Raw genomic sequence first — 21,792 nt, 5'->3', positions numbered from 1 at the left:
AAACGTCAGCGCTGCAACAGCGCTGACGTTGATGATGGATGGGTGTTGATCGATTTAGAAGAGCGTTGCTTGTTCGATCATGGTTGGCGATAGGTTGTTTGTTACCTCACCTTTGATTGGCATTGTGAGCTCATCTGTGGATTGCATTTGAGAGATTGGATTCAGGAGGTCCTGGAGGTTTGGGATGGGTTTCAAATAATCTTTGGGGAGTTCAAACAACTTCTTTTCTGGATCCAAGTAGGGGATGAAGTTTGTGATGCTGTTTGCCTTTGTGCCGAAGATGTCGAGTGATGCTTCGGAAAGGCGTGCTGTATCACCATCAGCGTTGGTGTCGAGGACTTCGATGCTCCATTCGCCGCGTGAATCTTCGCCCCAGAATTGATTGGTGATGAAGGTGCGCTCGCCAAAGCTGTTGCGACGGTTTGGGAAGGGCCTTGCATCGCTGCCGCCTGGTGCCATCAGCACCGATCGTGTTCCTGATGGTGATTGGACGGCCAGCATGATCTCATCCTGTTCCGGAAGATCCAGCTTGACGTTGAGCTCAACCCATTCAACGGAGAGGTGGTCGTCAACCTCCCAGCTGCCTGCCTCATCCAATGAATCGAGCCCACCCAGGTTGCCTTCTTGAATGGTGAATGGGCTGGCCAGGATGCTGTTCGTGCTGACCTTGCGTTCTGGTGCGACGTTTCTCCAGCGACTGGCGAGTTCAACGGCGGCGCCGGCATTGACGATGCCGAAGCCAAAGGAATCGCTGACCCAGTGGCCGGCACCATTCTGGAACCAGCCGGTGTTATGGCCATCGTTGATATCGAACGTTGTGTTGACTCCCGGCGTGAACGTGTCTCGCATCTCAATCGTGCCGGCAGCTGCAGGATTGGCTGCGTTTCCTCCTGCATTGGGGTCAATCGCATCCAGTTGTCCATCACCGTTGCTGTCAATCAGTCCATTTTTGGTTGATGTCTGGGCCAGGATGTGTTGAACATTGCGCCAGTCCAGGCTGGGGTTAGCTTCCAGCATCAGGGCAATGGTGCCGGTCACCATTGGTGCAGCTGCTGATGTGCCATTGAACCGGGTGTGTGTCGGGCCGTTGACGTAGCCAGCGTTGTCATTGTTGGGGCCGCCATCAATTGCTGGATCGTCCGTCACATCGGCTGTCACCGTGCGTTGCTGATTGGCGTTTGCACCAGATGAATCGTCAAAACGGAAATTGGATCCATTGACTGGCGCACTGGCGAAAATGCTTGCCCCGGGGGTGCTGTATTGCTCAACTTCGCCGTTTCTCATTGTCGCTGCGACGACAATATTTTCACGCCTTGCCTTTGCACTGTTGTTGCTGTTGTCCCATCCTCGGGTAAAAGTCAGTCCTGGGTCTCGATCATTTCCCGCTGCCACAACTTGGATGGATCGCTCGGTTGCCATCTGCCAATTTGCGGCTTGTTGTGGCGTGTTGGTGCGAAATGTGCCATTGATTCCCGAAAGGCCCCAGCTGTTGTTGACGACATTGGCGTAGTTGTAATAATCCGCTGAGGGCCAATCGGGTTGACGGTCTATAAACCCGAATGGCAGCCATTCGCTTTCTGGGGCAATACCAACTCCTGATTCACCATTGATCCGCCCCACGGCGATACCGCTGACGGATGTTCCGTGCGATTGGCCTCTGTTCCTCCGATCATTGACGGGCCAAAGATTAGATCCCAGGGCATATGTGAATCCTTCTGGTTCAAACACATCGGCGATGCCGTTGTTGTTGGCATCGACTGCGTCATCGACGCCGTCGCCATCCCAGTCGACGCTGGTTGGTAGTGCGGCTTGCAGGTCGCTGTGGTTCAGGTCGAAAAAGCTGTCCAGAACGCCAACACGCACGTCTTCGCCGCTGACTTGGTCCCAGGCTCCAACAGCATTGACGCCATAGCTGCCGTTGGCTGGATCGCTGGCCAGAAGCTGGAACAGTGGATCAGCTATTCCATCGCCATTGATGTCATCCGCTTGATCTCCGTCTCTCAGGTCTGGATCGAAGGCGCCTTCCGTGATCTCGTTCTGGTTGATGGCCCCGTAGCTCACATGGATTTGCTCCACTTCATGCCAGAAGGCGAGGTCTAGTTTTTTGGCGATTTTGCTGAGCTTTGTGTAATCTTGTTTTGATCCTGCTTGGTATCCTTTGAGTTGCAGCTCATCGATTCCATAGCCTTCATTGCTCAAGGCCGTCTTTTCTGCTTTGAGGCCTAATTTTTTGGCATAACGATTGAATTGAAGAAGGCTTTTCTCATCTGGGCCTGCGACCACCCAGCCTTGGATGTTGCTCTGCTCTTCCTTGGTGAGATTGTTTTGGTCTGAAAAGAACTCAATGGATTGACGCACAGACTTATGGAGTTCGTCGCGCCAGTTCCCGGCTTTTGATGCAGTGCTTGTTTTGAGTTGTTTGGTGTTCATGGTGAATTTCCTTGGGTCTGATGTTCTTTTGATGGCTTGGGGTTTCTCCTCCCCGTGTTGTTCTCGCATCGCGCCATCCGTCTCCCATTGATTGCAATCACGTTGCGTTGTGACCTTGCTCACTTGCTTTCTTGCTTGAGATCAATGATTGAGTTCGACATCGAATGTCTTCAGCCAAGACAGGCTTTGATCTTTCTTTAGAGGCTCAACAAGTGCAGGGTCTGACCCCGTGAGAATTCTGTGCCGACATGCGGGTCGCTATGCAGTGCTGCTGCCGATTGAAGGCTTGGTGGACCTTGATGCGCTGAAGGGTCGCCTCGAGAAAGACATCGCCAAGGCGGAGAAGGAGATCAAGGGTCTGGCGGGCCGGCTGGGCAACCCCAACTTCGCCGACAAGGCGCCGCCGGAGGTGGTGGCGGAATGCCAGGCCAACCTGGTGGAGAAGCAGGCCCAGGCGGATCTGGCGCGCAAGCGCCTGGCGGACCTCAGCTGAGCACCATCTGGAGAGACCAGCATTCTTTTCGGGCTTGGCAGTCAGTCCTTGATGCAATCTGTGTTGTCGAGACACTCGCGCTCATTGAGCTGATTCAAGAGGGCTGTGGTGATGCCCTTGCAATTGTTGTTGTGATGAGGTGATTTTTGCTACCAGATCATGCCCGCCTGGATGAACCATCCATGATGTGCTGTGTGAGTTGTTCCAATGATCTTGTCGATGTGCTGATACGAAGTTTACGATCTCGGTATTTGCTATGCTAATGAAAACTAATAAAAGCTAATGGTGGCTAGGCCAACCTCTTTTTCTCGAGTTTTTCCTACTCTAAGCTGCTTTAAATATTTAAGTTTAACAATTTGCTCACTTCTTGTTGCGTTCGGCATTTGCTTGTCTCCTGCTATCTCGTCGTCATCTCATGATGTTGAGGTTCCAATTCATGTCATTGGACAAATTCGTTTAGAGATTCCGGATGATCATTATGAAGAGTACAAGCAAATAACTACAACACTCTTCGCTGAAACGGAAGAGCAAGAGCGTCCAAGCCTTTATACCTGCAATCGGGACATCAATGACCCCAGTCTATTCGTTTGGAATGAGCAGTGGGAGAGTTACGATGCCTTTCAAAAGCATCTTAATACGGCTCATTTTAAGCACTGGTATTCTTACGTTAAAAAATACCAAGTTGGAGATCTGAATGTCATTTATGCTCCTGTTTCGGCCTTTAAAAAGGTTTGAATTCATGCGCAGGGAGAGCTTGAATCGAATCGTGCTTGGTTCGTTGTTGGTGGCTGCATGAGTGCATCGCTTTAGTATTTGGCTGTCTTTTGCTTGCAATCTTGATTAATAATCAACTGTGCATCGCCGACTACTTGTTTAAAATTGGGATTGTCGATGTTCATGATTCTGGATTGGTGCTTCAAGCGCTTGATTCTTTATTGAATGTCAGCGCTCATGTCTTTTGAATGCTTGTTGCTTCGCTGGTGTTTGGTGTCTCCCATGTTTGACTTTTCTGCAAGCAGGTGTTGATCAATGCGTGAATTTCGATCTGCACCATGGCGCTGATCTGTGTTGATGGCCTGAGCAAGACCTATCGGGTTGCCGAGAAGCAGCCCGGTTTTGCTGGCACCCTGCGCCATTTCATCCGCCGCCGCGCACGGGATGTGACGGCGGTGCAGGACGTTTCCTTCGCGATCGAGCCCGGTGAGATGGTGGGCTTTCTTGGTGCCAATGGCGCTGGAAAAACAACCACTTTGAAAATGCTCTGCGGGTTGATCCACCCCAGCGCTGGAGATGTGCAGGTGGCGGGGTACCGGCCGCAGCGTCGCCAGGCGGAGTTTCTGCGCCGGATCACCCTGGTGATGGGGCAGAAGCAGCAACTGCTCTGGGATCTGCCGCCAATGGATTCCCTGCGGGTGAATGCGGCGGTGTATGGCATCCCCGATGGCGTCGCCCGGAGGCGGGTCAACGAGCTGGCCGATCTCCTGGAGCTGGGGGAGGAGCTCACTCGGCCGGTGCGCAAGCTCTCCCTTGGCCAGCGGATGAAGGCTGAATTGCTGGCGGCCTTGCTGCACGAGCCGGAAGTGCTGTTCCTCGATGAGCCCACGCTGGGGCTGGATGTGAATGCCCAGGCCCGGGTGCGGCAGTTCCTGTCGGACTACAACCGCCGCACGGGGGCGACGGTGTTGCTCACCAGCCACTACATGGCTGACATCACGGCGCTGTGTCCCCGGGTGCTGCTGATTCACCAGGGGCGGTTGTTTCATGACGGCCCCCTCGAGGCGCTTGCTGATCAGCTGGCGCCGGAGCGGGAGGTGCGGCTCAAATTGGAGTCGCCGGTTGAGCCTCAGGATCTCGTAGGGCTGGGGCGTCTTGAGCAGCTGGAGGGCTGTGACGTGCGGCTGTTGGTGCCCCGGGATCAGCTCACCGGGGTGGTGGCGCAGTTGTTGGATCGCTTCCCCGTGCGTGATCTGGATGTGACCGATCCGCCCATCGAGGAATTGATCGGTGGGCTGTTCCGTCAGGGGCGCGTCTGATGCGGATTTTCGGGTTGAATCGGCGGATTGTTCGGGTTCTGCTGGGCTCCCAATACGCCCACATGCTCGAGTATCGCGCCGAGATCGCCCTGTGGGCGCTCTCCGGTGTGCTGCCCTTCATCATGCTCAGCGTCTGGAGTTGCAGCGAGGCCCGCTCAGGCTTGGGGCTCGATGGTGTGGCCCTGGATCGTTACTTCCTCAGCGCCTATCTGGTGCGCCAGTTCTCGGTGGTGTGGGTGGTCTATGCCTTTGAAGAAGACGCTCTGCTGGGCCGCTTGTCGCCCTATCTGCTGCAGCCGTTGCACCCGCTGTGGCGCTACGTGGCGGCTCACCTCGGTGAGCAGCTCACCCGCCTGCCCTTCGCGGCCTTGATTGCTGCAATCTTCTTTGCAGTGCAACCCCAGGCCTTCTGGCTGCCCTCCTTGGGCGGGTTCTTGCTCGCCTGGCTGGCCACTTGGATGGCCTTTGCCATCGCCTTCCTGTTCCAGAGTCTTATCGCGGCCTTGTGCTTCTGGAGTGAAAAAGCCAGCGCCCTCGAGCGGCTTCAGTTCATTCCCTTTGTGTTCCTCTCCGGCCTGTTGGCGCCGCTCACGGCATTCCCGCCGGCGGTGCGGGCCGTGGCCCAGTGGACGCCCTTCCCGTATTTGATCGACTTCCCGGCCCGGGTGCTGGCCGGTCAGCCGGTAGATCTGATGGCGGGTTTTGGCGCGCAACTGGCCTGGATTGCTTTGTTGCTGCCGTTGGTGCTGCTGCTCTGGCGGGTAGGCGTGCGCCGTTACAGCGCGATGGGGGCCTGATGGGGCGGTACTGGCGGACGTTGCGTCGCTTCTGGAGCACCGCCGTAGCGGTGCAGTTGGAGTACCAGGCCAACGTGTTGATCGAGCTGCTGGCGGTGGCCATGAGCCTCAGCGGCAGCCTGTTTCTGCTCTCGCTGTTTTATGGCCCCGATCAGACGTTGGGGGGCTGGAGCTGGGCCCAGGCCTTGATGGTGCAAGGGCTTTACACCGTGTTCGATGGCATGGCCACCACCTGGTTGCGCCCGAATCTCGGGGCGATCGTCACCCATGTGCGCGAAGGCACCCTGGATTTCGTGCTGCTCAAGCCGATTGACAGTCAGTTCTGGTTGTCGCTGCGAACGCTCTCGCCGGCCGGACTGCCGGAAATCGGCCTGGGGCTGGGGCTCCTGGCCTGGGGAAGCCATCAGGCCGGTGTGGTGCTCAGCCTGTTCTCCTTCTTCACCGTGCTGGTGATGCTGCTGGCCGGTGGCTTGATCCTCTATTCGCTCTGGTTCCTGATCGCTGCCACCAGCATCTGGTTCGTCAAAACCTGGAATGCCACGGAGGTGTTGCGGGCTTTGCTGGCCTCCGGCCGCTATCCCCTCAACGCCTACCCGCCGGCTTTGCGCCTTTTGTTCACCCTGGTGCTGCCGGTGGCCTTCCTCACCACGGTTCCCGCACAGGTGTTGCTCGGGAAAGCCGCGGCACCAATGCTGCTGGCGGGCTTGGCTCTGGCGGTGCTGTTCTTTGCGGCGGCGCGAGCGTTTTGGCTTTTTGCCCTGCGCTTTTACACCTCAGCATCCAGTTAGTGCAATGCTCCACGCCATGCGTGGGTGATTCCGCTTGATCTCCTTGGTTCAGCATTGGCTGCCGGATGTGTTGGAGCTGCTGCGCTCCCCGGCCGGTGCGCTGCTGTTCATTCCGCTCTATGCCCTCTGGGTGACGCTGCTGCTGCCGGGGGTGTGGGCCTCGATGCTGGCCGGGGTGCTTTACGGCACTTGGCTAGGCAGTGGGCTGGTGTTTGTTGGGGCCTGCCTGGGGGCTGTGGTGGTGTTCCTGCTGGGACGTTCGGTGCTGCGCAACTGGGCCCAGCGCCGCTTGAAGCAGCTCCCCAAGCTGCAGGCAGTGGAGCGGGCCGTCAGCCAGGAGGGGTTGAAGTTGGTGCTGCTGACGCGCCTCTCGCCCGCCTTTCCCTTTTCCCTGCTCAACCTGGCCTATGGCCTCAGTGAGGTGAGCCTGCGGGACTACAGCATTGGCTTGATTGGCATCCTTCCCGGCACAGTGCTGTTTTGCGGGTTGGGTGCACTGGCCGGCGATGTGGCCCGTTTCGGTGAGGTGCTGGGGGGTGAGGCGGATGCCGGCACCTGGACGCTGCGGGTGGTTGGGGTTCTCGCCACGCTGGCAGTGGTGTGGCTGGTGAGCCGGACGGCACGGCGGGCCCTTCAGGATGTGGAGACGTCGCTCTGATCTGGATCGGCGAGTCGCCAGTCCCGCAGGGCAGCGATCAGGATGAACCAGGCCAGTCGCATGCGGGCGATTGTGCCGGTGCGCTGCTGCAGGTCAGCCAACTTGGCCCGTCCGCAGTCGGTCTTGATCCAGCGATGCAGGGCAGGGGTGGGTTGGTTCATGGCTGCAGCATGGCGGTGAGGTCGTCTTCGCTGAGCACCGTCACCCCGAGGCTCTCGGCTTTGGTCAGTTTGCTGCCGGCGGCCTCGCCCGCCACCAGATAGTCGGTCTTTTTGCTGACGCTGCCGCTCACCTTGCCGCCGGCCGCTTCAATCAGCGCTTTGGCTTCACTGCGGCTCAGGCTGGGGAGCGTGCCCGTGAGCACCAGGGTCTTGCTCTGCAGCACGCCATCGGTGTTGGCTCCGGCTTGGCTCGCGGCCTCCTGCTCTGAGGCACTCGCTTCCAGGGAGAGGCCGACGCTGCGTAAGTCTCGGAGCAGCTGTTGGTTGGCGGGAGTGTGCAGCCATTGGCCAAGGCTGGCGCTGATTTCAGGGCCAATGCCATGCAGTGCGGCAACTTGCTCGGGGGCATCCAGAGCGGCTGCCGCGAGGCTGTCGATGCTGAAAAAATTGGCAGCGAGCGCTTTGGCGTTGACCTCGCCGATGTGGCGGATACCTAGGCCATAGAGCTGGCGGTGCCAGGCCTGCTGTTTGGAGGCCTCCAGGGCGGCCACCAGGTTGGTGGCCGACTTGTCTCCCATCCGATCCAGGCTGGCGAGAAGAGCCGCATCCAGACGGTAGAGATCGGCCAGCGAGCGCACCAGGCCGCGGTCTACCAGCTGTTCGATCAACTTGCTGCCGAGCCCATCCACATCCAGGGCGCCTTTGCTCACCCAGTGCCGCAGGCCACCCCGCAGGATCGCCGGGCAGCTGCTGTTCACACAGCGGGTGGCGGCTTCATCGCCCTCCCGCACCAGGTTGGAGCCACATTCGGGGCACTGATCCGGCAGTTGCACCGGTGTGGCGTCGCTTGGTCTGAGCTCCGGCAGCACCCGCACCACTTCAGGAATGATCTCCCCGGCTTTGCGCACCACGATGGTGTCGCCCAGATGCAGATCCAGTTCAGCGATTCGATCGGCGTTGTGGAGGGTGGCGCGGCTGACGCTGGTGCCGGCCAGTGCCACCGCTTCGAATTCAGCGACGGGGGTGATGGCACCGGTGCGGCCCACCTGAGCGCCAACGCGCAGCAGACGGGTGGGGGCTTCTTCCGCGGGGTATTTGAGGGCGATCGCCCAGCGCGGTGCCTTCTGGGTGAAGCCGGCTTGGTCCTGCAGTAGCAGTTCGTTCAGCTTCACCACCACGCCGTCGGTGGCATAGGGGAGGTCATGGCGACCCTGCTCCCAGTGGTCGCAGAAGCGGTTGATGGCCGCCAGATCTGCGCAAAGTTCCCGGTTTGGATTCACGCGGAACCCGGCCGTGTTCAGCCACTCCAGAGCCTCCCATTGGCTGGGGGGTTGGGCGTCACCGGGCAGATGCAGGGTGTATGCGAAGAAGTCGAGCCGGCGGGCCGCCACCACCTTCGGGTCCAGTTGCCGCAGGGTGCCGGCACAGGCGTTGCGGGGATTGGCGAACACGGCTTCGCCACGCTGGTCGCGTTCGGCATTGATCGCCGCGAAGGTGGCATCGGGGATGAACGCTTCTCCTCGCACCTCCACCCATTCCGGTGGGTTGTCGATCTGTAGGCGAAGGGGGATGGTGCTGATCGTGCGCACGTTGGCGGTGATTTCTTCACCGCGACTGCCGTCGCCGCGGGTGGCGGCCTGCTCCAGCACGCCGTTTCGGTAGCTCAGGGCGAGAGCATTGCCATCAATTTTCAGTTCTCCCACCAGGGGCAAGCGGGTGTTGTCGGGGCGGTCCAGCACCCTGAGCAGCCGCTCATGCCAGGCCTGCAGGTCGTCGCGGTTGAAGGCGTTGTCGAGGCTGAGCAGGCCCACGCGGTGCTCAACGCTGGTGAATCCCTCCGCCGGAGCACCTCCCACCCGCTGGGTGGGGCTGTCGGGACGTTGCAGGCCCGGATGGGTCTGTTCCAGTTCGAGCAGTTCGCGATGGAGGCGGTCGTAGACCGCGTCCTCCATCACCGGAGCATCGAGAACGTAATAGGCGTGGCCGGCACGGTTGAGCAGTTGCCGCAGCTCTGCGGCCCGCTCGTGCGGATCAGCCATTGACCCGGTTGATGCGGGCAATCCGCCAGTTGTCCTCCAGCTTGGTGAAGGTGAAGTCAAGGGGGAGTTCCTCGTCGCCCTCGGACTTCAGCTTGACGGTGAGGATCAAATTGCCTTCCTGCATCCGGGGCCGACCGGACTTGAGATTGCGAAACTTGTTCAGCTTGAGATCCGCCAGGAAGCGGATGAACTGCTGGCGACTCACGTGCTGCCGATAGGTCTTGGTGGTGAGCAGGTAGGCGGCATCGATGCGGCCGGCAGCCACTTGGGTGAAGAACTGCTTGATCAGGGGGTTGATGCCGCGGGCGTCGAGCACCAACTTCACGGCGTTGTAGATCCAGTACCCCAGCAGGGTGACTCCCCCGGCAAGCAGAGCTTTGCTGCCGATGTCACGCACCAGTCCCAGTTCCATCACCAGCTGTCAAGGCAGGGCCGAGTCTGACTGACCACGGCAGGATGGCGCTGATTCGGATCTCCTCCCCCCGTCCTGTGCCTTTGCAGCCCCTGCTGCCGTTGTTTCACCGTCTCAATCGAGAGCACTTCGGCGGTGCCCTGGTGGATGGGGGCCAGCCGCTGACGGCGGTACGCTGGAGTGATGGGCGGATGAGCCGCACCGCGGGGTTTTACCGCCGTGGCCCTGGGGTGGGAGAGGGCCGCGGCAGCGAGATCGTTCTGTCGCGACCCGTGTTGGAACCGCTTCCGCAGATCGCTACGGAAAGCACGCTCTGCCACGAAATGATTCACGCCTGGGTGGATCTGGTGCAGCGCCGCCGGGAAAGCCACGGACCGCTATTCCGGGCACGGATGGCTGCCATCAATGCGGCCCAAAGTCAGTTTCAGGTGAGCATTCGCCACAGCTATCCGGTGCCGCCCCGCCCGCCCCGCTGGCTTGCGGTCTGTCCCCGTTGTGGGCGTCGCACCCCTTGCCGGAGGCGGACGCGCAATGCAGCCTGCCGTCCCTGCTGCATCGAGCATTTCCACGGCCGCTGGGATGCCAGCTGCGTGCTGAGTTACGTGGAGGCTGAGGGCTAGATGGAGGTGTTCTGGCTTTCCCTTGAGTGCGGCGGTGTGGTGATTGTTTTGCTGGGTTTGCGACGGGAACAGTGGTTGCGACGACGGCGTCGGTAACGTCGGGAGATGGAGGAGCGATTCGATCGGTTGGAACGGTTCCGTGATCAGCGGGATCGCCGTCTAGACCAGTTCTTGGAAACCGGACGTCAGCTCGTGGATGGTGTGTCCGGCCGGCGTCCCGGACAGCGACCCGGGCAGCGGCGCCCAGGTTTGGATCTCGATTCGGTGGGCCGCTGGGTCGGAGAAAAAGTTGAGTGGTTGCTGGAAGAGGAGGACGATTGGCAGGAGCCCTGGCAAGAGCCTCGGTACAACCGGCCGGAGCCAGCGCCTCCCTCGCGTTCCGCTCGGCGACCCCTCGATGCCATCTCACGCCGGGGCCGTCGTCGAATGTCAGCTCCAGCGCCACTCCCAACAGCGCCACTCCCAACACAGTCACTGCCAACACCGCCTGTGGCCCAGGACTTCAGTCCCGATCAGCAGGATTGGCCGGAGGATGAGAGTTTCCGGGTTCAGCGCTGGTCACGTTCGGCGCAAACGCCCCGCCGTCTGGAGCCCGAAGCGGCTCCGAATCCGACTTCCGCAAGAAGGGCACTGCCGCGTTCTAGCCGCCGCCGGGCTGATTAACGGCTGGCGTGAAGCGAACGTGGGTTGACCCGATAGCGGCAGCCCCGTTCGGCCAGTTTGTGATTCACATCCTCGAGCAGTTCCCCGGGCATTTCTTCCGCCATTTGGTCGGCTGTGGCGGTGATCGACGGCGATCCGGCCTGGAGTGCTTCCAGCAGTTGTGTCCACTGTTCGATTTGGAGGCTGCGGCTCATGGGCTCGTACCCCTTTTGTTCCAGCAGATGGCTGCAGACTTCGCGGTTCCAGAGCACGCTTCGCCCTTGGCCGTGGGGCCCTGTCTGCATGGCGGCATTGGCGTCGAGTGCGCTCTGGGTGGGGCGACCCCGACGGTCACGCCAGCCTTGATGCTCGAGGGTCTTGCCGCAGTGAATGGCTGAAATGCCGTAGATCCGACCGAGGTCGGTGAGGCTGAGCCAAGAGGTGGTGGCAGCCATGACACGGTGAACCGAAGTGCCTACATCTTCCTGAGAGCACAACTCTTGGCAAGTTGTCAAGAGCAAATCCCAACAAACTCGAGGGTTTGTTCATGAACTTTGTTGAAACTCTTGGCGCAGCGTGGGCCCGAGCCAGGTTTCGAGCTGCGGGCTGAACACTTCGCGAATCACGGTGAGGGCCTTGCCTTGGCGGAAGAAGCGGTAGTGGCGGCTCCAATAGGGGCCGCGATAGCCAAAGGTCTGGTCGAGCCAATCTCCCTCCACCAGGGCCAAGCCGTCCACCTCCCGGAACAGCTCAGAGCGTCCTTCGGTCAGGCTTTTCCAGATCGGTTGGTTGCGGTCCCGCAGGTGCAAATCCGCTTCGGCTTGGTTCCACCAGCTTTCAGCCCAGGCCAGCGGTGTGCCGCCGCAGGTCAGCCACACTTGGCGGCGTAGCAGGGGGGCCATCAGTTCTTTCACTTCCTCGGGTGCCCCGGGGTGGTCGGTTTGGTCAGCCTCCATGGCGATGAGATCCACGGCCACAGGGGATCCGGTGAGGAGTCGCAGGTGGCGGGTTGGGCTGCCATCGCCCAGCAGCATCAACCGCCAGGGGCCGGGCAGTTGACGCGGCCCGTCCGCAGAGAGCACCGCGTCGGTGGGGGCTTGCCAGAGCTGGTGCGGTGAGGGGTGAAGACGCGGGGTGGGGTTCAGAAGAGTCCTCCCACCGAGAGGGTGTGGCTCAGGCCGTTGCGGCTGATCACGGCGCCGCTGTCGGTGACGGCGGTGAGAACCCAGCCACTGCTGCCAATGGCATCACCGATGCCAGCGGAAACAGAGGACTGCCCTAGGCCGAAGATGGCGGAACTGTTGCCATCCGGCCCTTGCACCACACCGGTGAGTTGGGGGATGAGCTCGATCGGAGCTGAGGCTTGATCGCTGCTTTCGGTTGCGGCAGCCATCGGCTGCTGGATCGGCAGGGTCAGCGGTTCCAGGCTTGGGATGGCCACGGCAGCCTCCTTGGGCATCGCTGTCACCTCCGCACGGGTCCCCTGCGCAGCGAGTTGGTCGCGCAGCCGCTCGATTAAGGCGACGCTTTGCTGCCGTTCCAGTTCGAGGCGGGAGCGCTGCAGGCTGCTCACCAGCCATGCGCTGCAGATCACGCCGGCCAGGGCAATGCCACTGATCAGTGGCAGCAGCAAGGGGGTGGGGGAGCGCTGGTCGGCAGGGTTTGCTGTTGGTTCGTGCACATCCACATCCACCGGCACCAGGTGCGGCTGGGCTGGCGCCACGACCGTCGCATGGTCAAACACCTGATCCATGACCTGCTCGGCTCGCAGGTTCCAGTAGGCACGTGAGGTAGGAACCCGGGCTGACACCGCAGACGATTCAGGACGCCAACGCTATCGAGCTTCTGCGGTGGGGGCGAGGGGTTGCCGGTCCCTTTGCTGCAGTTCCAGCCACATCAGCAGGGCTGTGGTGTCGGCCTTGCTGACGCCGGGGATGCGGCTGGCCTGGCCAAGGGTGCTGGGTTGAATCGCAGCAAGCTTTTCGCGGGCTTCGTTGGAGAGGGTGCCGATGCCGGCGTAGTTCAGATCGGCAGGCAGCTTGCGCTGGCTCTGGCGTTTCACCTGATCGATCTGCTGTTGCTGCCGTTGCAGGTAGCCGCTGTATTTGATGTCGATCTCGGCTCCCTCCCGCACCGGCAGGGGCAGATCGGCATCCGCCAGGCCATGGCGCACCAGATCCGCAGCGTGCATGCCGGGTCGGCGCAGTAGGTCGGCCAGGGTGATTGACCCTTTGATGGGTGCGCCTGTTTCTTGCTCCACAGTTGGAGCCACCGGATCGCTCACCTTGAGCCGCACGGTTTCCAGCCTTTGCTTTTCGCCCTCCATCGCCTGAAGTTTGTCTTCGAACAGCTGCCAGCGACGGTCGTCGATCAGGCCCAGCTCTCGGCCCAACGGCGTCAGGCGTCGGTCGGCGTTGTCGCCGCGGAGGATCAGGCGGTATTCGCTGCGGCTGGTGAGCACCCGGTAGGGCTCGCGCAGGTCTTTGCTCACCAGATCGTCAATCATCGTGCCGATGTAGCTGCCCTCGCGGGGGAAGTGCACCGACTCCTGCCCGCCGATCAGCCGTGCGGCGTTGACGCCGGCCACCAGGCCCTGGGCAGCGGCTTCCTCATAGCCCGTGGTGCCATTGAGCTGGCCGGCGCTGAACAGGCCACGCACCCGCTTGGTTTCCAGGGATGGCTTGAGCTGGGTGGCGGGCAGGTAGTCGTAATCCACCGAGTAAGCCGGGCGCAGCATCACGGCTTGCTCTAGGCCTGGCAGGCTGCGCAGCAGTTGCAGCTGAATCGGTTCCGGCAGGCCGGTGGAGAAGCCCTGCACATAGATCTCCGGGGTGTCGCGCCCCTCGGGCTCGAGGAAGATCTGGTGGCTGTCTTTGTCCGCGAAGCGAACGATCTTGTCTTCGATAGAAGGGCAGTAGCGCGGGCCCTTGCTGTCGATCACGCCGCCATAGATGGCCGTGAGGTGGAGGTTGTCGCGAATCAGCTGATGGGTTTCGGCAGTGGTGCGAGTGATGTGGCAACTCATCTGCTCACCGCTCACCCAGGCGGCTGGATCAAAGGAGAAGAAGCGATCGGCCGCATCGCTGGGCTGCTCCTCCAACTGGTCGAGGGCGATGCTGCGCCGGTCGACCCGGGCGGGGGTGCCGGTTTTGAGCCGATCGGTCTGGAACCCGAGCTGTTGGAGCGCTTCGGTGAGCCCTTCGGCAGCCTGTTCACCGGCCCGGCCGGCGGCCATCGATTGATGCCCCACCCAGATGCGGCCCCCCAGGAAGGTGCCGGCGGTGAGGATCACCGCATCAGCCCCATAGACGCTGCCGAAATAAGTGCGGACCCCGGTGATGCGTTGCTGGTCCACTTCACCGGTTGTTTCCAGGCCAGTCACCATCGCTTCTCTGAGGGCGAGGTTGGGGGTGTGCTGCAGCAGTTGCAGCATCTGGCGGGAATAGAGGCGTTTGTCGGTCTGGGCGCGCAGAGCCCACACCGCCGGGCCGCGGCTGGCGTTGAGGATGCGTTTCTGGATGGCGGTGGCGTCGGCGAGGCGCCCGATCACGCCACCGAGGGCATCCACTTCATGGACGAGCTGGCTTTTGGCGGGCCCCCCGACGGCGGGGTTGCAGGGCTGCCAGGCGATCCGATCGAGATTGAGGCTGAACAGGGCGGTGTTCAATCCCAGCCGAGCCGCGGTGATCGCCGCTTCACAACCGGCATGGCCGCCGCCGACCACGATCACGTCGAAGGATTCGGTGGGGGCGGCGGAGACGCTCATGGCTTCATTATCGGCAGCAGCAGTTGTTCAGTTCAACAGCTCAGGCTGAGCCTTGAGTAAGGCCTCCAGGGATGTGTTGTGGAGGGTGGTGTGGATGTTGTCGTTGGGATCGAGGAGAAGGAGGTGTTGTTGGTTTTGGATGAACTGCAGGGTTGCTGAAGCGGGGCGCTGGAGGGTGTCGCCGCGATGGGGTTTGAAATCAAGGATGTGATCCGTGCCTTGGGAGAGCCGGAATCGATCTGCCCCTAGCCCGCCTTTGAGGGTGTCGTTACCGGAGCCTCCGTTCAAGGTGTCGTCCCCTTTGCCGCCACGAAGGGTGTCGTTGCCGCTGTGCCCGCGGAGGAGATCGTCGCCGCTGCGAGAGCGGAGGAGGTCTGTTTGTTGTTGCCCGTTGAGGGTGTCGTTGCCGGAGCCACCGCTCAAGGTGTCGTCGCCTTTGCCGCCACGAAGGGTGTCGTCGCCGGTGTGTCCGCGGAGGAGATCGCTGCCGCTACGGCCGCGGAGAAGATCACTGTGCCGTTGTCCGTTGAGGGTGTCGTTGCCAAGCCCTGCGTTGAGGGTGTCGTCGCCTTTGCCTCCACGGAGGGTGTCGTTGCCGTTGTGTCCGCGGAGGAGATCGCTGCCGCTACGGCCGCGGAGGAGATCGCTGTGCCGTTGTCCGTTGAGGTTGTCGTTGCCAAGCCCCGCGTTGAGGGTGTCGTCGCCTTTGCCTCCACGGAGGGTGTCGTTGCCGTTGTGTCCGCGGAGGAGATCGCTGCCCTCGCGACCTTTGATCAGGTCATGCCCGGCATGGCCGCGGAGAAGGTCATCGCTGTGGCGTCCGCGGATGGTGTCGTCGCAGGGGGTGCCGATGATGCGCTGGTTGCGGATTTTGGGTTTGATCGTGTAGTCAACGCAGCTTTTGGGATGGGGTTGTTGCGATTGGAGAATGACGAAGGTTTGAAGGGTTGTTGGCTGGCTGCGTAGCGCGCTGGTACTACTGAGTATGAGCGAATAAAGCCTTGTTTTGCGCGGGTTTGAATTGGAGCTTTTGCGCAAGAAGAGTATACCTTGTGGATTGATTTTAAAGAGATTGTTTTTATTGCCTGATTGAATGCGATATCGAATGTTTTCACCGGTTGCTTCTAAATCGTTTTGCGTGGCGCGATTGTTGAGATCAAGGATGGGTTGATGTGTGCCTCGATTGCGTTGAAGTCTGTAGGTGAGGCGTTTGTTTAACTTGGCAAGTGGGGTGACCTTGAACAGGAGCGGATCAAGGTCTTGTGGTGCAGGAGATGGGGAAGGATCGGGTGTTGGAGTTGGATCGGGTGTCGGCGCTGGGGATGGGCTTGGAGAAGGAGTGGTGGTGGTATCGACCGTGAACGTGACGGAGTTATTGGCATCGGAACCATCGGTGTTGGCGTTATTGGCCGCATCGGTGAAGGTGCCACTTGCAACGGAGATCACGCCATTGGCGGTGCTGTTGTTGTTGGGTGTGAAGGTGGCGGAATAGGAGGTGCCGGAGCCGGAGAAATTGGAGAGGCTGCCGCCGGAGACAGTGACGTCGGATTGAACGAAGTTGGAGGAGGCTTCTGAGAGGGTGAAGGTGATTGTTGCGGTATCACCAACACCTAGGGAGTCATCACCATCGTCCTCTGTGATGGCGATGGTGGGCGCAGAGTTGTCGATGACAAGGGCGCTGTTTCCGGCGAGGGAATCACCGCTGGCGAGTGCCGGGAGTGTGAGGGTGGCGTTATTGCCTGCGGCGTCTTGGATGGTGCCGCCGTTGAGGGCGAGAGAGGATGTGGCCTTGTAGTTGAGGTCGTCGGATGTGTCGCCGGCTTGGACGGTGTAGGAGAAGGCGAGTGTGTCAGTGCCGGTGCCAGAGGAATAGGAGACGGTCTGATCTGTGGATCCGGTTTCGAGGGTGAGTTGTGGAGTACCGCCAGTGGTGTTGACGGTGACGGCCTCAGAGAAGACGACGTTAATGGTGATGACGTCGCCGGCTTTGTAGGTGCCATCGGCGGTGGAACTGCTGACGGATTGAACGGTTGGTGCGGTGGCATCAGTGATCGTGATGGAAACGGACTGCCACGTATTAACGCTGCCCAGTTCAATCGAACGTGCACTCGCAGTAGAGCCGGTGGCTCCGAGGGTTGCCATAACGTCAACCTCGTAAGTCCCGTCAGAGTTGGCATCGGTGTTGTTTCCATATGTGGGAGCTGTATTAAATGAAAGTGCGCCAGTCGATTCATTGATTGAAAAGAGTGATGCATCAGCGCCTCCTGCTAGTGACCAAAAAATCGATTTTCCGCCAGGAACATTGCCGGTATTGGAGAATGTATGCACAGATGAATTGTTTTCGGCTAAGGAAAAGGATGTGCTGCCATTACCTGCATTGCCGCCGGGCCCATTGATCATTATTTTTTGCCCATTTAGAGGATTGGTGCTGCCAATATCCGCAACCATGTCGGTTGGATGGACTTCGTCGTAATCAAATTCAAGAACAAGAAAGTTGGTGTTGCTTGCGCTGAAAAAGTCTGTTGCTTGTGCGTTGTAAAGGACTAAGAAGCTGTAGTCTTCGCTCGAGTTTGTGCTTTCTCCGGTTGTAAATGAGCCAGAGTAATTATTGGAGCCATAGTTTGAACTGTGATTTGAGAAGCTAGAGTGAGACCAGCTGCCTTGAATAAAATAGTTTTGCCCAATTGTGAGGCCACTTAAGGCATCTCCACCACTTATGAGGCTGAATGAATTGTTGGGTAAATAGAGGTTGTAATATGTATAATCGAAGTCATAAATAACGTCTACGCCATTCCCAAATGTTATTGTTTCGTTATTGATTAGTGTTGCGCTGCTTCCCAGGTTTTCTGCATTTGTCCAAATGACTGAGTCGCCATCATGTTGATATACATCCTCGCTGCTCGTTCCTCCTCCCCACGTAATGTCTGCTCCTGGGCCGCCATCAAATATATTTTTGCCGCCTCCGCCATCAAGGCGATCTTGGCCTTTGCCGCCTGTTAGTAAGTCATTCCCGCCATTCCCTCTAAGAAGGTCATTGCCGTCGTTGTCTGAGGATTCTTGCCCGCTTTGATTGCCATCACCACGCAGAATATCTTTTTTGCTGGCTCCCCAGATAATGTCGTCTCCTTCGCCACCAAATAAGTAATTGAAGGCGCCGTTGTCTTCTACTAAATCTCCTGTCCATTTGCCACGGATCCGGTCAGCACCGCCACCGCCGTAGATGTAATCTGATCCACCCCCGCCTTTTAAGAAGTCGGCGCCTCCATATCCATAAATCGTCTCGTCTGAGCTATCGCCGTTGTAATTGTCATCACCTGATGTACCATTGTATACTGCAAATTCTGCTTCTAGAAGTCGACCATTAACACTGATCCAGCCATGGTCATTTTCATTAATTAAGTTTGTTTGGGCGCTTGATATTGCACCCTTAGAATAAGAGTTGAGTAAGTGTTCGGCGAAGATAGCGCCTTCGTCGCCAGGGCTGTCTTCCTCCTTAAGCTGGTTGTCTAAGTGATGCCCAAATTCTTCTGTTAGGACTCTAATTGCATCAATTTTATTTGCATTTTTGATCCATTCCTGGTTGACGTAGATCGTTTTTGTGGCTTTCGCATACGCTCCAGCGGCGCCAGGCATGGCGCTGCTCGGCAGCAAAACAGTGGGGGGAAGGTCCCGCGTGTCACTCTTCGAGAGCCGATTGGCGATCCTTTTCAGCTTCTGCTTTGAGCCACCACGCTTCAGCTGCAGGGCATCAACACCAGCTGAGAGGAGTCGCCCATCAGCTGCCCAGGTCTGCAGCTGGAGCAGCCAATCTTGATAAAGACGATCGTCCAGCAACACCCTCTCAGGAAACTCTCAGACCTTGCGATGGATTATGAGCTTTTCGCTTGCTGCCTTAGGGGCCGAAAAGTACGCAGTTTCGGCTTTTAGAGCTTCAGGGTGCTTTGGTGTGGCTTCGGTTGAGTGTCTCGCGTGGCAGCTCATGAAAGTGCTGTTCATAGCGATGGGCGAAGTGGCTCCGACTGCGGAAGCCCATCTCTTCCACAATCTCGCTCACGCCCGTGAGGCCTTGGTTGTGGCGTTGCTTGGGGTTGAGCAGCAACTGCCGCACTCGATCCAAGCGGATGGAGCGTTGCAGTTCGAGCGGTGTGCGCTGAAAGTGTTCTTTGGATCCTTGGAACAGCGATGTCCGTGATTGATAAATCTCGGAGCTGATCTCCTCAATCTTTAGTGGTGTTTTGGGATGCTTGGCACACCAGTGCAGCAGGTCGATGGCCGCTTGGTGCCGCGCTTCCCGTTTGGCGATCGGCAGTGTCTTTGCTGTTGGTTCTTCAAAGCATTGGATCAGGGTATGAATTAACTGAACAGAATCCACGGTCTGCTGTGAATCTGCTTGGCCATGAATCATTGCCATGAGTTGGCGTTGAAGCTGATCACGCAGGGGTGTTCGAACTTCCAGCTGATTGGTCTGTTCCCAGCGTTTCATCATCATTGGCCCGTCCGTTTGCCTATGCAGATCGAGCCAGGCCGCCTTGCTGATCACCACCGTTGCCAACTGGGCTCCGGCGGGAAGCTTGAGATCGAAATCGATCAAGTCGCGGTTGTATCCCATTAAGCCCGGCCACGGCATGGTGATGCCCTGGGCTCTGTAATCCGTGTCGGTCTCGGCTTGATCTAGGGGAAGGGTCAGCGTGCAGGTTCCGGCTCGCCGCGAGCCGCTGAGGAACAGGGTTTGATTGGTGTTCAGCAGATTCAATCGAAATCCGTCAAACCCCCAGGCCTGCACCCGTCCCTTCAGTGCTCCGCAGCTCAGTTGCAGGGCGACAAGATCTGGTGAAAGCGGCTGGAACAGCTCCTGCAGGTCACTGCAACTCTCGAATGTTGCATCGAGGCGCTTCACAGGGGCAGATGGGCTGATGTCTGCCGAGCTTTGTCTGGTCTGATGGCGTGCTTCATGGCCAGATGTTTCGGACGTGCCGAGAGGATCAGGCCGCCAGGTTGCGGAAGCGAGTGAACTGGGGCTCGAACAGCAGCTTCACTGTGCCCACCGGTCCGTTGCGGTGCTTGGTCACGATCACTTCGGTGATACCCCGGTCTGGAGTTTCCGGGTTGTAATACTCGTCGCGATAGATCATCAGCACCAAGTCGGCGTCCTGCTCGATCGAGCCCGATTCCCGCAGGTCGCTCAGCATCGGTCGCTTGTTGGTGCGTGACTCAACACCCCGGCTCAGCTGGGAAAGGGCAATCACGGGCACGTTCAGTTCCCGGGCCATTTGCTTCAGGCCCCGGGTGATGCGCGACAGCTCCTGCACTCGGTTGTCGGAGCCCGAGCCTTCCATCAGTTGCAGGTAATCGATCATCACCAGCCCCAGCTCTTTGCCCTGTTCGGCCATCAGCCGCCGGCAGAGCGAGCGCATTTCCAGCACGCCGGAGTTGGGCTTGTCGTCGATGAAGATCGGCAATTGGCCAAGGCTGTTGATGCCTTGCCCCAGCAGCGGCCATTCCTCCTGCTGCAAGCGGCCGGTGCGCAGCCGGCCCGCTTCAATGCCCACCTCCATCGAGAGCAGGCGGTAGGTGAGCTGCTCTTTGCTCATCTCCAGGGAGAACAGGCACACCGGCAGGTCGTGCAGCTGCGCCACGTTCTTGGCCAGGTTCAGCACGATCGAGGTTTTTCCCATGGCCGGCCGCCCCGCCACGATGATCAGGTCGCTGCGCTGCAGGCCCTGGGTCATTGCATCCAGGTCGTAGAAGTTCACCGGGATGCCGGCCACTGAGGTGCCAAGGGAGCGGCTCTCGATTTCCTCAAAGGTCTGGGTGAGGATTTCGGCTGTGGGGGTCAGACCCTTGGAGGGCTTCTCCTGGCTGATGGCGAAAATCTTCTGCTCCGCCTGGTCCAGCACCTGTTCCATCGGCAGGCTCTGATCAAATCCCAGCTGAATCACTTCGTTGCCGGAGCGGATCAGCTGGCGGCGTAGGAACTTGTCCATCACCAGCCGAGCCACCTGCTCGATCGAGGCGGTGGAGGGAACCCGCTCCACCAACTCCACCAGTCGGTTGTTGCCGCCCACCTTCTCCAAGGCGCCGGTGTCGGCCAGCCAGGCGCTCATGGCAGTGAGATCCGTGGGCTTGCCCTGGCCGTGCAGCATCAGGGCGGTGCGAAAGATCTCCCGGTGGGCGTTCAGATAGAAGGCTTCAGGCTGCAGCACGTCAGCCACTCGGCCGATTGCATCAGGATCAAGCAGGATGCCGCCCAATACCGCCTCTTCCGCCTCAAGGTTCTGGGGCGGGACGGAATCGGGCAGGGCCTCGAAGTTCGGCTCGTCGTCGCGGCGACCCTGGCCATAACCACGGCGTCCCCCATCATTCTTCTCTGGCAGGGGGACGCTCACCATGGCGGCAGGGCGTTACGAAAGGAATAACACTCTGGCTCGGATGAGCCGTTTGAGTGCCGTTTAACAGGGATCAGTAGCTCACCACTTCCAGGTTGATCTCGGCGGTGACTTCGCTGTGAAGCTTCACCGTGACGGTGAACTTGCCGGTGCGGTGGATTTCAGGCACCAGGATGTCGCGGCGGTCGATCTCCTTCTTGGTGGCTGCTTCGATGGCTTCGGCCACATCACCGTTGGTCACGGTGCCGAACAGCACGTTGTCTTCACCGGTCTGCTTCTTGACGGTGAAACGACCGATGGTGGAAAGGGCGGTCTTGAAGTCGAGGGCTTCCTGCTTCAGAGCTGCCTGGCGTTCAGCTTCCTTGGCCCGGCGGTGCTCCACCTGCTTCATCACCGCTGGGGTGAGAGGCACAGCTTTGCCGAAGGGGAGCAAGAAGTTACGGGCGTAACCCGGAGCAACCTCCACCAGGTCTCCGTCCTTGCCCAGGCTGAGGAGGTCCTCATTCAGAACGACTTTTACACGCTTAGGCATGGGAGCGGACGGACGACTGGGTCGATGCGATCAGC

19 protein-coding genes and 1 pseudogene are annotated in these 21,792 nt (G+C 59.4%); 8 read left to right on the top strand and 12 right to left on the bottom strand.

Annotated features, from left to right (window positions below; all coding sequences use genetic code 11):
- Positions 1–54: 54 nt before the first annotated feature.
- Complete coding sequence (locus SynPROSU1_RS13155; RefSeq protein ID WP_186570888.1) at positions 55–2,430, bottom strand: S8 family serine peptidase; 2,376 nt, start codon at positions 2,428–2,430, stop codon at positions 55–57.
- 259 nt (positions 2,431–2,689) lie between these two features.
- Here SynPROSU1_RS13155 and SynPROSU1_RS13150 point away from each other — a divergent pair.
- The 6 genes and pseudogenes from SynPROSU1_RS13150 to SynPROSU1_RS13125 form a co-directional block, all read left to right on the top strand.
- Positions 2,690–2,923: pseudogene (locus tag SynPROSU1_RS13150) on the top strand (hypothetical protein); the annotation flags it as partial.
- 387 nt (positions 2,924–3,310) lie between these two features.
- Positions 3,311–3,658 (top strand): putative quinol monooxygenase, encoded by a 348-nt coding sequence (locus SynPROSU1_RS13145; RefSeq protein ID WP_186570887.1) that lies wholly within the window; start codon positions 3,311–3,313, stop codon positions 3,656–3,658.
- A gap of 323 nt (positions 3,659–3,981) precedes the next feature.
- The gene (locus SynPROSU1_RS13140; protein ID WP_186572408.1) at positions 3,982–4,956 is read left to right on the top strand and encodes an ATP-binding cassette domain-containing protein; all 975 of its coding nucleotides are present in this window, start codon (positions 3,982–3,984) and stop codon (positions 4,954–4,956) included.
- Entirely contained in the window at positions 4,956–5,753 is a 798-nt protein-coding gene (locus tag SynPROSU1_RS13135) for an ABC-2 family transporter protein (RefSeq protein WP_186570886.1), read from the top strand. Before SynPROSU1_RS13140 ends, SynPROSU1_RS13135 begins: the two co-directional genes overlap by 1 nt.
- On the top strand, positions 5,753–6,541 hold the full coding sequence (locus tag SynPROSU1_RS13130; protein ID WP_186570885.1) for an ABC transporter permease: 789 nt from the start codon (positions 5,753–5,755) through the stop codon (positions 6,539–6,541). The genes SynPROSU1_RS13135 and SynPROSU1_RS13130 overlap by 1 nt, the downstream gene beginning before the upstream one ends.
- A gap of 34 nt (positions 6,542–6,575) precedes the next feature.
- Entirely contained in the window at positions 6,576–7,199 is a 624-nt protein-coding gene (locus SynPROSU1_RS13125; protein ID WP_186570884.1) for a TVP38/TMEM64 family protein, read from the top strand.
- Here the strand turns inward: SynPROSU1_RS13125 and SynPROSU1_RS13120 are convergent.
- The 3 genes from SynPROSU1_RS13120 to SynPROSU1_RS13110 are packed head-to-tail and all read right to left on the bottom strand — an operon-like array spanning position 7,175 to position 9,811.
- Positions 7,175–7,360: a hypothetical protein gene (locus SynPROSU1_RS13120; RefSeq protein WP_186570883.1), complete on the bottom strand. Its 186-nt coding sequence runs from the start codon at positions 7,358–7,360 to the stop codon at positions 7,175–7,177. The two genes, SynPROSU1_RS13125 and SynPROSU1_RS13120, sit on opposite strands and share 25 nt — an antisense overlap.
- Positions 7,357–9,399, bottom strand: coding sequence for an NAD-dependent DNA ligase LigA (ligA, locus tag SynPROSU1_RS13115; protein WP_186570882.1), 2,043 nt, complete (start codon positions 9,397–9,399; stop codon positions 7,357–7,359). The genes SynPROSU1_RS13120 and ligA overlap by 4 nt, the downstream gene beginning before the upstream one ends.
- A complete protein-coding gene (locus SynPROSU1_RS13110) occupies positions 9,392–9,811 on the bottom strand; it encodes a hypothetical protein (RefSeq protein WP_186570881.1) in 420 nt (139 codons plus the stop codon). The genes ligA and SynPROSU1_RS13110 overlap by 8 nt, the downstream gene beginning before the upstream one ends.
- A 44-nt stretch (positions 9,812–9,855) precedes the next feature.
- Between SynPROSU1_RS13110 and SynPROSU1_RS13105 the strand changes: the two genes are divergently transcribed.
- Positions 9,856–10,431, top strand: coding sequence for a SprT family zinc-dependent metalloprotease (locus SynPROSU1_RS13105; protein WP_186570880.1), 576 nt, complete (start codon positions 9,856–9,858; stop codon positions 10,429–10,431).
- A 105-nt stretch (positions 10,432–10,536) separates the two neighbouring features.
- Positions 10,537–11,094, top strand: a complete 558-nt coding sequence (locus SynPROSU1_RS13100; RefSeq protein WP_186570879.1) for a hypothetical protein — start codon at positions 10,537–10,539, stop codon at positions 11,092–11,094.
- Here the strand turns inward: SynPROSU1_RS13100 and SynPROSU1_RS13095 are convergent.
- From SynPROSU1_RS13095 to rplI, 8 genes are all read right to left on the bottom strand, one after another.
- Positions 11,091–11,528, bottom strand: a complete 438-nt coding sequence (locus tag SynPROSU1_RS13095; RefSeq protein ID WP_186570878.1) for a hypothetical protein — start codon at positions 11,526–11,528, stop codon at positions 11,091–11,093. The genes SynPROSU1_RS13100 and SynPROSU1_RS13095 overlap by 4 nt on opposite strands.
- Before the next feature lie 90 nt (positions 11,529–11,618).
- Positions 11,619–12,218 (bottom strand): chorismate lyase, encoded by a 600-nt coding sequence (locus SynPROSU1_RS13090; RefSeq protein ID WP_186572407.1) that lies wholly within the window; start codon positions 12,216–12,218, stop codon positions 11,619–11,621.
- Positions 12,215–12,883, bottom strand: coding sequence for a pilus assembly protein PilZ (locus SynPROSU1_RS13085; RefSeq protein WP_255444690.1), 669 nt, complete (start codon positions 12,881–12,883; stop codon positions 12,215–12,217). The genes SynPROSU1_RS13090 and SynPROSU1_RS13085 overlap by 4 nt, the downstream gene beginning before the upstream one ends.
- A gap of 24 nt (positions 12,884–12,907) precedes the next feature.
- Positions 12,908–14,839 (bottom strand): tRNA uridine-5-carboxymethylaminomethyl(34) synthesis enzyme MnmG, encoded by a 1,932-nt coding sequence (mnmG, locus tag SynPROSU1_RS13080; protein ID WP_186570877.1) that lies wholly within the window; start codon positions 14,837–14,839, stop codon positions 12,908–12,910.
- 27 nt (positions 14,840–14,866) lie between these two features.
- Positions 14,867–18,673, bottom strand: coding sequence for an Ig-like domain-containing protein (locus SynPROSU1_RS13075; protein WP_186570876.1), 3,807 nt, complete (start codon positions 18,671–18,673; stop codon positions 14,867–14,869).
- A gap of 97 nt (positions 18,674–18,770) precedes the next feature.
- Positions 18,771–19,736: a helix-turn-helix domain-containing protein gene (locus SynPROSU1_RS13070; RefSeq protein ID WP_186570875.1), complete on the bottom strand. Its 966-nt coding sequence runs from the start codon at positions 19,734–19,736 to the stop codon at positions 18,771–18,773.
- Between the two features lie 85 nt (positions 19,737–19,821).
- Positions 19,822–21,228, bottom strand: coding sequence for a replicative DNA helicase (gene dnaB / locus SynPROSU1_RS13065; RefSeq protein WP_166016292.1), 1,407 nt, complete (start codon positions 21,226–21,228; stop codon positions 19,822–19,824).
- 70 nt (positions 21,229–21,298) lie between these two features.
- Positions 21,299–21,757 carry a 50S ribosomal protein L9 gene (gene rplI, locus SynPROSU1_RS13060; RefSeq protein WP_186570874.1) on the bottom strand — a complete coding sequence of 153 codons (459 nt, stop codon included), beginning with the start codon at positions 21,755–21,757 and terminating at the stop codon, positions 21,299–21,301.
- Between the last annotated feature and the right edge of the window lie 35 nt (positions 21,758–21,792).

Source organism: Synechococcus sp. PROS-U-1 (assembly GCF_014279755.1).
Classification (GTDB): Bacteria; Cyanobacteriota; Cyanobacteriia; order PCC-6307; family Cyanobiaceae; genus Parasynechococcus.
This window is presented reverse-complemented; position numbering and strand designations above follow the sequence as displayed.

What these genes read in the sequence shown, in the direction of transcription:
- SynPROSU1_RS13155 (WP_186570888.1), bottom strand. Translation starts at nt 2,430, where the DNA reads ATGAACACCAAACAACTCAAAACAAGCACTGCATCAAAAGCCGGGAAC.
- SynPROSU1_RS13135 (WP_186570886.1), top strand. Translation starts at nt 4,956, where the DNA reads ATGCGGATTTTCGGGTTGAATCGGCGGATTGTTCGGGTTCTGCTGGGC.
- SynPROSU1_RS13130 (WP_186570885.1), top strand. Translation starts at nt 5,753, where the DNA reads ATGGGGCGGTACTGGCGGACGTTGCGTCGCTTCTGGAGCACCGCCGTA.
- SynPROSU1_RS13120 (WP_186570883.1), bottom strand. Translation starts at nt 7,360, where the DNA reads ATGAACCAACCCACCCCTGCCCTGCATCGCTGGATCAAGACCGACTGC.
- ligA (WP_186570882.1), bottom strand. Translation starts at nt 9,399, where the DNA reads ATGGCTGATCCGCACGAGCGGGCCGCAGAGCTGCGGCAACTGCTCAAC.
- SynPROSU1_RS13110 (WP_186570881.1), bottom strand. Translation starts at nt 9,811, where the DNA reads ATGGAACTGGGACTGGTGCGTGACATCGGCAGCAAAGCTCTGCTTGCC.
- SynPROSU1_RS13105 (WP_186570880.1), top strand. Translation starts at nt 9,856, where the DNA reads ATGGCGCTGATTCGGATCTCCTCCCCCCGTCCTGTGCCTTTGCAGCCC.
- SynPROSU1_RS13100 (WP_186570879.1), top strand. Translation starts at nt 10,537, where the DNA reads ATGGAGGAGCGATTCGATCGGTTGGAACGGTTCCGTGATCAGCGGGAT.
- SynPROSU1_RS13095 (WP_186570878.1), bottom strand. Translation starts at nt 11,528, where the DNA reads ATGGCTGCCACCACCTCTTGGCTCAGCCTCACCGACCTCGGTCGGATC.
- mnmG (WP_186570877.1), bottom strand. Translation starts at nt 14,839, where the DNA reads ATGAGCGTCTCCGCCGCCCCCACCGAATCCTTCGACGTGATCGTGGTC.
- dnaB (WP_166016292.1), bottom strand. Translation starts at nt 21,228, where the DNA reads ATGGTGAGCGTCCCCCTGCCAGAGAAGAATGATGGGGGACGCCGTGGT.
- rplI (WP_186570874.1), bottom strand. Translation starts at nt 21,757, where the DNA reads ATGCCTAAGCGTGTAAAAGTCGTTCTGAATGAGGACCTCCTCAGCCTG.